The organism is Archangium sp. (assembly GCF_036389735.1).
Lineage (GTDB): Bacteria > Myxococcota > Myxococcia > Myxococcales > Myxococcaceae > Archangium.
Genome location: NZ_DASVWK010000168.1, coordinates 1 through 6407 on the forward strand (window position 1 = coordinate 1; position 6407 = coordinate 6407).

7 protein-coding genes are annotated in these 6407 nt (G+C 69.2%); 1 reads left to right on the top strand and 6 read right to left on the bottom strand.

All coding sequences use genetic code 11. The features are described from left to right. From VF794_RS06280 to VF794_RS06305, 6 genes are all read right to left on the bottom strand, one after another. On the bottom strand, positions 1-365 hold a 365-nt coding region (locus tag VF794_RS06280), incomplete at its 3' end, for an ABC transporter ATP-binding protein (RefSeq protein ID WP_331108273.1). A 12-nt stretch (positions 366-377) separates the two neighbouring features. Next, on the bottom strand, positions 378-1802 hold the full coding sequence (locus VF794_RS06285; RefSeq protein ID WP_331108274.1) for a hypothetical protein: 1425 nt from the start codon (positions 1800-1802) through the stop codon (positions 378-380). 6 nt (positions 1803-1808) lie between these two features. Further along, positions 1809-2534 carry an outer membrane lipoprotein-sorting protein gene (locus tag VF794_RS06290; RefSeq protein ID WP_331108275.1) on the bottom strand — a complete coding sequence of 242 codons (726 nt, stop codon included), beginning with the start codon at positions 2532-2534 and terminating at the stop codon, positions 1809-1811. Between the two features lie 35 nt (positions 2535-2569). After that, positions 2570-3835 carry an ABC transporter permease gene (locus VF794_RS06295; protein WP_331108276.1) on the bottom strand — a complete coding sequence of 422 codons (1266 nt, stop codon included), beginning with the start codon at positions 3833-3835 and terminating at the stop codon, positions 2570-2572. Then, positions 3832-5100, bottom strand: coding sequence for an ABC transporter permease (locus VF794_RS06300; RefSeq protein WP_331108277.1), 1269 nt, complete (start codon positions 5098-5100; stop codon positions 3832-3834). Before VF794_RS06300 ends, VF794_RS06295 begins: the two co-directional genes overlap by 4 nt. 48 nt (positions 5101-5148) lie before the next feature. Then, the gene (locus VF794_RS06305) at positions 5149-5604 is read right to left on the bottom strand and encodes an RsbRD N-terminal domain-containing protein (RefSeq protein WP_331108278.1); all 456 of its coding nucleotides are present in this window, start codon (positions 5602-5604) and stop codon (positions 5149-5151) included. A gap of 157 nt (positions 5605-5761) precedes the next feature. On the opposite strand from VF794_RS06305, the gene VF794_RS06310 reads away from it, so the two are divergent. After that, positions 5762-6407: DEAD/DEAH box helicase (locus tag VF794_RS06310; protein WP_331108279.1), on the top strand; the 646-nt coding region annotated here is incomplete at its 3' end.

Below are 6407 nucleotides of genomic sequence, written 5' to 3' on the forward strand. Positions count from 1 at the left end.
TTGCCCTCGACGTCCTTGCGCACCATGCAGGGGAACTCGATGTTCTCCGCCACGTTCAACACGGGAATGAGGTTGAAGCTCTGGAAGATGAAGCCGATCTTCCGGTTGCGCACGTCGGCCAGCGCGTCGAAGTCCCGGTCCCCCACCTCCTCGCCATCCAGCCGGTAGGAGCCGCTCGTCGCCCGGTCCAGGCACCCGATGATGTTGAGCAGCGTCGTCTTGCCGCTGCCCGAGGGGCCCATCACCACGGTGAACTCACCGGCGGAGACCTCCAGGTCCACGCCGCGCAGCGCGCTCACCCTCGTCTTCCCCAGGAGGTAGTCCTTGGTGATGGCCTTCAGCTCGAGGAGGTTCCGCGAGGTCATGGTGTACGTCCTTCAGTAGAAGAGGCGGACCTGGAAGAGGCCGCGATATTCGAGGGGCAGCAGGCTGAACTCGCTCACCTTCGTGTCGGACTCGGGCAACGTGGCCGCGAGCGACTCCGGCCCCTGCCAGGGTACGAAGCCTGAGAGCGTGAGCGTCATCCACTCCGTGGCCGACCACGAGAGGCTCGGGGTGATGAGGCCCGACAGGTCCTGGAGGCTGGCCATCACCACCACGTTGAAGGTGAAGTCATCGCGGATCTTCGGCTTCTGGTAGCTGAGGAAGGCGTAGTGCCGCCCGAGCGGCTCGAAGCTGAACTTCCGCGGCAGCCCCGGGTCCGCGCTCTCGCCCGGGTTCACCTGCCCCGGGTCCAACCCGAAGTCCCTCGCCACGCGCAGCAGCGCGAGCCCGTTGACGTAGTGCTGGAGTTCACCCGGCTTCAGCCCGTCCGACTGGTACAGGTACTCCAGCGAGAGGAGCGACTCGTCGCCGAACATGTAGCGCGTGCCGGCCAGCACCCTCGGACGGAGCTTCTCCTCGTCCAGGCGGGTATGGGCGAAGAAGGGTTCGCGCCGCAGCACGCAGCCCGCCACCGAGGCCCGGTCCTCCAGGCACCCGCCCACCGGGTAGCGCCGCGCCGAGCCGAAGCCCATCAGCCCCTCCACGTGCAGCTCGTAGTCCGTGAAGAAGTAGCGCGAGAAGGAGAAGCCCAGCCGCGTCTTGTCCTCGAAGGCGTCCCCGTACAGGTTGGAGTGGAACAGCATCAGGTTGACGTCCGCGTCCGCCACCAGCGCGTACGCGCGCGCCGCCACGAGGTAGTGCGGCTCCTCGTCCTTCCTGTCCCACCTGGGATATGCGAGCACCGCTTGCGGCAGCCCGCTCTGTTGCTTCAGCACCGCCGGGCTCGCCAGCAGCGTGAAGGCGTACTTCTCCAGCGGCACCTCCACCCGCAGCATGTACGCGCCCGCTCGCTGGAAGTTCGGGTCCGTCGGGTCCTTCGGCGGGTTGAGGAGGTCCGTCGGGTTGTACGCCATCCCCGAGCCCCAGATGAGCCGCTTCTTCCCCGCCAGCAGGTGCAGCTGCGGCACCACCTCGTGGCTCACGTACAGCTCGTTGAGCGAGACCAGCGGTCGCGCCGCGCTCGCCTCCCGCGCCTGGACGGACACCTCCCGTCCGTCCGCGTCCAGCCCCCGGTACCGCCCCGCCGCCTGGAGGAAGAGCGACAGGTCCGCCGCCACGAAGCCTCCCGGCCGGTACTCCTGCCGCGGCTGCACGTTCAGCTCCAGCAGTTGCTGGAGCTCCGGCTGGTCCTCCGTCGGCACCAGGCCCGTGACTCGCGAGCGCTGGTACTGCGTGCGGCTCTCCACGTAGCCCGTCACCTCGGCCGCGAGGGACGGGGTCGTGCTCAGCAGGAAGACGGAGGCGAGGAGGAGGCGCATGGTGGGTTAGCGGCCCAGGTCCGTCTGGGTGAAACGCTGGGCCGGCGCCTCCACGTTCAGCTTCATCGTCTTCAGCACCAGCTCCGAGCGCCTCGCCTTCACCAGCTCGTTGCGCATCACCACCTTCGCCGGCCGCGTGTAGCCCTTGTCGAACTCCGTGTACCCGGTGAACTCCGCGCTGCGCAGCATCTGCCCGCTCGTCCCGTAGTACTCCCCCTTCACCGGCATCCCGTCCTTCTTGCGCAGCCACAGCTTGATGGCGTCGTACGCCGTCTCCGCGTTCTTCGCCTTCAGCTCCAGCGCGTATGTGTCCGGTACCTCCGACGCCACTACCTTGCCCGTGTAATCCTTCGTGTAGTTCACCCGCATCACGTCCGCGTTGTTGAAGTCCCCCCCCTGGAAGCTGTCCCGGTTGGCGATGCGCGTGGCCCTCTTGAGGTTGGGCAGGTACACCCACATGTTGTCGCCCGAGCGCAGCATCTCCTGGCCCTTCACGCTCGCCGGCCCCTTGAACCAGACGCGGAACTTGTCGTCCTCGCCGCGCAGCATCTTCATCACGTACGTCCGGCTGCTTCCGTCCTCCCGGTACGCCGTCATCTCCGACTCGGTCTCGAACGTCTTCGGACCCATCACGGCGTCGTACTTCGCCAGCAGTTCCTCCGCGGTGGGCTCAGCGGCCAGCGCCGGGGTCGCCGCCAGCAGCGTCATCAGGGCGAGGGTGAAGGCTCTCATCTGCGAACTCCTTGAAGGGAAAGAGGGAATGGGACTTACACCGAGCGCAGCGCTTCCACCGGGTCCAGGCGGCTGGCCCGCCACGCCGGCCAGGCAGAGGCCACCAGCGCCCCCACCACCGCCACCACCAGGGTGATGAGCACGAAGGACGGGCTGAGCGAGGGGCGCAGCACGGACTGCGAGCCGGAGGTCACCACCATCGACATGGGAATGCCTCGCGCCGCGATGGCCCGGACAACCGTGCTCCCCAGCAACACGCCCCCCACCCCACCCACCACTCCCAGCAGCGTGGCCTCCAGGAGGAACATCGTCAGCACCTGCCGCCGCTTCATGCCCACCGCGAGCATGGTGCCAATCTCCCGCACCCGCTCGAAGACGCTCATCAACATGGTGTTGATGATGCCGGTGATGATGATGACGAAGAGGATGACGGAGATGAGTCCCATCACGTAGCGCTGCCGGCTGATGATGTCGCGCACGAAGGGCTGGAGTTCCTGCCACGTGTGCACCTCGTACTGGGGGCCGAGTTCCTCGCGCAGGTCCGCCGCGATGCGGTCCAGGTCGTTCAGGTCGTCCACCGCCACGGCCAGCTCGGTGACGCGGCCCCGCATGCCCAGCAGTTCCTGCGCCAGCTTCAGCGGCACCGCCACCACGCGCTTGTTCTCGAAGGGAAGGCCGGACATGTTCAGCCCCTCCACCGACACGTCCAGCGAGTTGGCCCGCCCCTTGGGACTGGACGAGGCGAGCGTCACCCGGTCCACCACGCCCTCCGCGTCGGCCGCCTTCGCCTTTTGCGCCGGAGGCATCGCGCGGAAGGATTGCGCCAGCTCGTTGCCCAGGATGGCGTGGGCGTAATCCCCCTCCGCGAGCGCCCGGCCTCCGGCCAGCACGTCGAAGCCCGCGCGGGGCACGGCCTGCTTCTCCGTGGCGACGTCCAGCCCGCGGCCCACGAACATCGTCTGGGACAGGCCGTTGCTCACCAGCCCGGAGAACTGGATGCGGCCGGTGACCCCCGTCACACCGGACACGGCGCGGACGCGGGCGAGCAGGGACTCGTCATAGGGGAGGCTCGGCTCCAGCGGCAGCGCGTCGATGTTGTCCACGTAGCCGGCGGGATGGACCTGGAGGGCACCCGTCTTGCCCTGGACGATGTCGTCCACCATGAGGTGGATGAAGCCCTCGATGAAGCCGCGCAGCACGAGCACGGCGGTGACCCCGAGGAGCACGGCCGCCAGGGTGACGAGGCTGCGGCGGCGGTTGCGCGCGACGTTGCGCACGGCGAGCGAGGTGAGGGAGCTCATGAGTGGGCCAGGGCCTCCACCGGACGGAGTTGCGCGGCACGGTACGCGGGCCACAAGGCGGCGAGCGACGCCCCCACCGTGGCCATGCCCACCGCACGCACGAGGTACAGCACGGACACGAAGGGCCGGATGATGCTGTCCGCCTGCGCGCCGGGTGCCGGCAGGAGGATGCCCCGGTGGCCGAGCCACAACGTCACCGCCCCGCCCACCAGTGCCCCCAGGAGGCCCCCCACCAGCCCGAGCACCGCGCCCTCCAGCAGGAAGAGGGCCACCACCTGCCTGCGCCGGGTGCCCACCGCGAGCATGGTGCCAATCTCCCGCACCCGCTCCAACACGTTCATCAGCATCACGTTGACGATGCCCAGCAGCACCGTCAGCAGGAACACCGACGTCATGATGCCGAAGATGAAGTCCTGGTGGCCCAGGAGCTGTTTCAGGAAGGGCAGCACCTCGTCCCAGGTGTGCACCTCGTACTCGGGCCCGAGCGCGGCCTTCAGCGCGTCTCGCACCCGGGGCGCGTCCTCCAGCCGGGACACCGCCAGGGCGTACTCGGTGACGCGCCCCTCCATGCGCAGCAGGCGCTGCGCGGTGCCCAGCGGCACGTACCCCAGCCTCCGGTCCCCCGGCGTGGCGCTCACCAGCGTCCCGGAGATGCGCACCCCCTCGCCATTGAGCGCCCCGTCCCGGTCCGCCGAGAGCAGCGCGGGCCAACGCTCCGAGGGCACCCGCGCCCCCGTCACCTCCGTGGCGAGGCTCCTCGCCATGTCCGCGTTGAGCAGCAGCTCCGCCGCGTCCACGCCGGACAGGTGCGCGCCCTTGCCCAGCCACTTCGAGCGCTGGGGTGTCACCTGGGGCTCCAGCGCGGGGTCATAAGCGGTGAGCTGGAGGAAGCCCGTCTTGCCGGCGGCCTCCTCGCCCTCGGCGCCCTCCACGTCCGGCAGCGAGAGCATCCCGCCAAAGACGATGCGCGGCGACACCGTGGTGACTCCCGGCACGGAGGCGATGCGTCGGCGCACCTCCTCGGAGTCCGCCATGTCCAGCGTCAGTGGCGAGCCCTGCACGTTGGCCAGGTAGCCCGTCCTGTGCACCTGCACCGCGCCCACCTGGCCGTAGACGAGATTCTCCAGCATGGCGCGCTGCTGGCCATTGATGAAGCCGCGCAGCCCCACCATGGCACCCACGCCCACCACCAGCGCGACGAGTGAGATGGCGGTGCGGCGCCGGTTGCGCAGCAGGTTGCGCGCGGCGAGCGAGAGGAGCTTCATCGGCACATCACAACGGACGTTCACCCCCCGCGCAAGCCGTTGAAGCGCCTAGCTGGTGGGGGGATGAGACTGCCCTCCCAGCAGCTCGCGCTCCCGCAGGCGCAGGTAGTGCGCGACGGCATCCGCGATGGCCCGGTTGAAGCACTGCACCAGGATCCGCGACTCCTCCACATGCACGAGCGTGTGCCCCCGCTCCTCCAGCCAGTCGAGGATGCAGCCGTGAAGGGCGCCGTACTCGCGCACGACGCTGGGGAGATCGAAGCCCGTGTGGAAGCGCTGCTCGCCATGCTCCCACCCCAGGGGGCCCACCCGGTGCGTCTTGGGGGCCGCGCCCTCCTCCTCCCGGTGCAGGGCGGCGATGACCTCCCGGAGGAACTCCGGGATGTGGTCCGCCAGTTCCGGCTCGGAGAGAGGACCCGGCGCATGATCGCGCTGGACCCGCTCCAACCACCGCCGGAAGAGCACGTCCTGCCCGGTCTCCATCACATCGGCGAGGGTGTCCATCGAGCGTCCTCCCGCGAGCGCCTGAAGGTACGTTGGTGCTCCGCGACGCCGATGCCCCTGGACGATGAACGCCTGCCTGGAGGACAGCCAACCAGCCTGAGGCCCGCGCTGGTCCACGGTCCAAGCCGACTCCCGAGGGAGGAAGCAGCCCCCTACCTTGAAGGCACCGCCCATGGCCAACAACGACGACAGTTTCCGACGTCCCAGCTGGAAGGCCCTCGAAGTCGAGGCCCGGGAGCGCTTCGGCGTGGAGGAGTTCCGACCCGGCCAGCGGGAGATCATCGAGGCGCTGCTGGACGGCAAGGACGTGCTGGGGGTGATGCCCACCGGCGCCGGCAAGTCGCTGTGCTTCCAGCTCCCCGCGCTCTTCCTGCCCAAGCTCGTGGTCGTCGTCTCGCCGCTGCTGGCGCTGATGCAGGACCAGCACGAGAAGCTCTCGGACGCGGCGGTGGACGTGGTGAAGCTGGACTCCACGCTCACCGCGCGCGAGGCGGACGCGGTGGCCCGCGAGGTCCGCCGCGGCCAGCACGAGCTCATCTACGTCACGCCCGAGCAGCTCGAGAAGCCCGAGCGCCTCGATGCGCTGCGCAAGGCGGGCGTCTCGCTCTTCGTCGTGGACGAGGCCCATTGCGTGTCCCAGTGGGGGCACGACTTCCGTCCGGCCTTCCTCTCGTTGCGCGATGCCGTGCGGCAGCTCGGGGGGCCGCCCGTGCTGGCGCTCACGGCCACCGCCACCCCCCAGGTGCGCGAGTACGTGCTCGAGCAGCTCGGCATCCGGGGCGCCCGGGTGGTGAACACCGGCA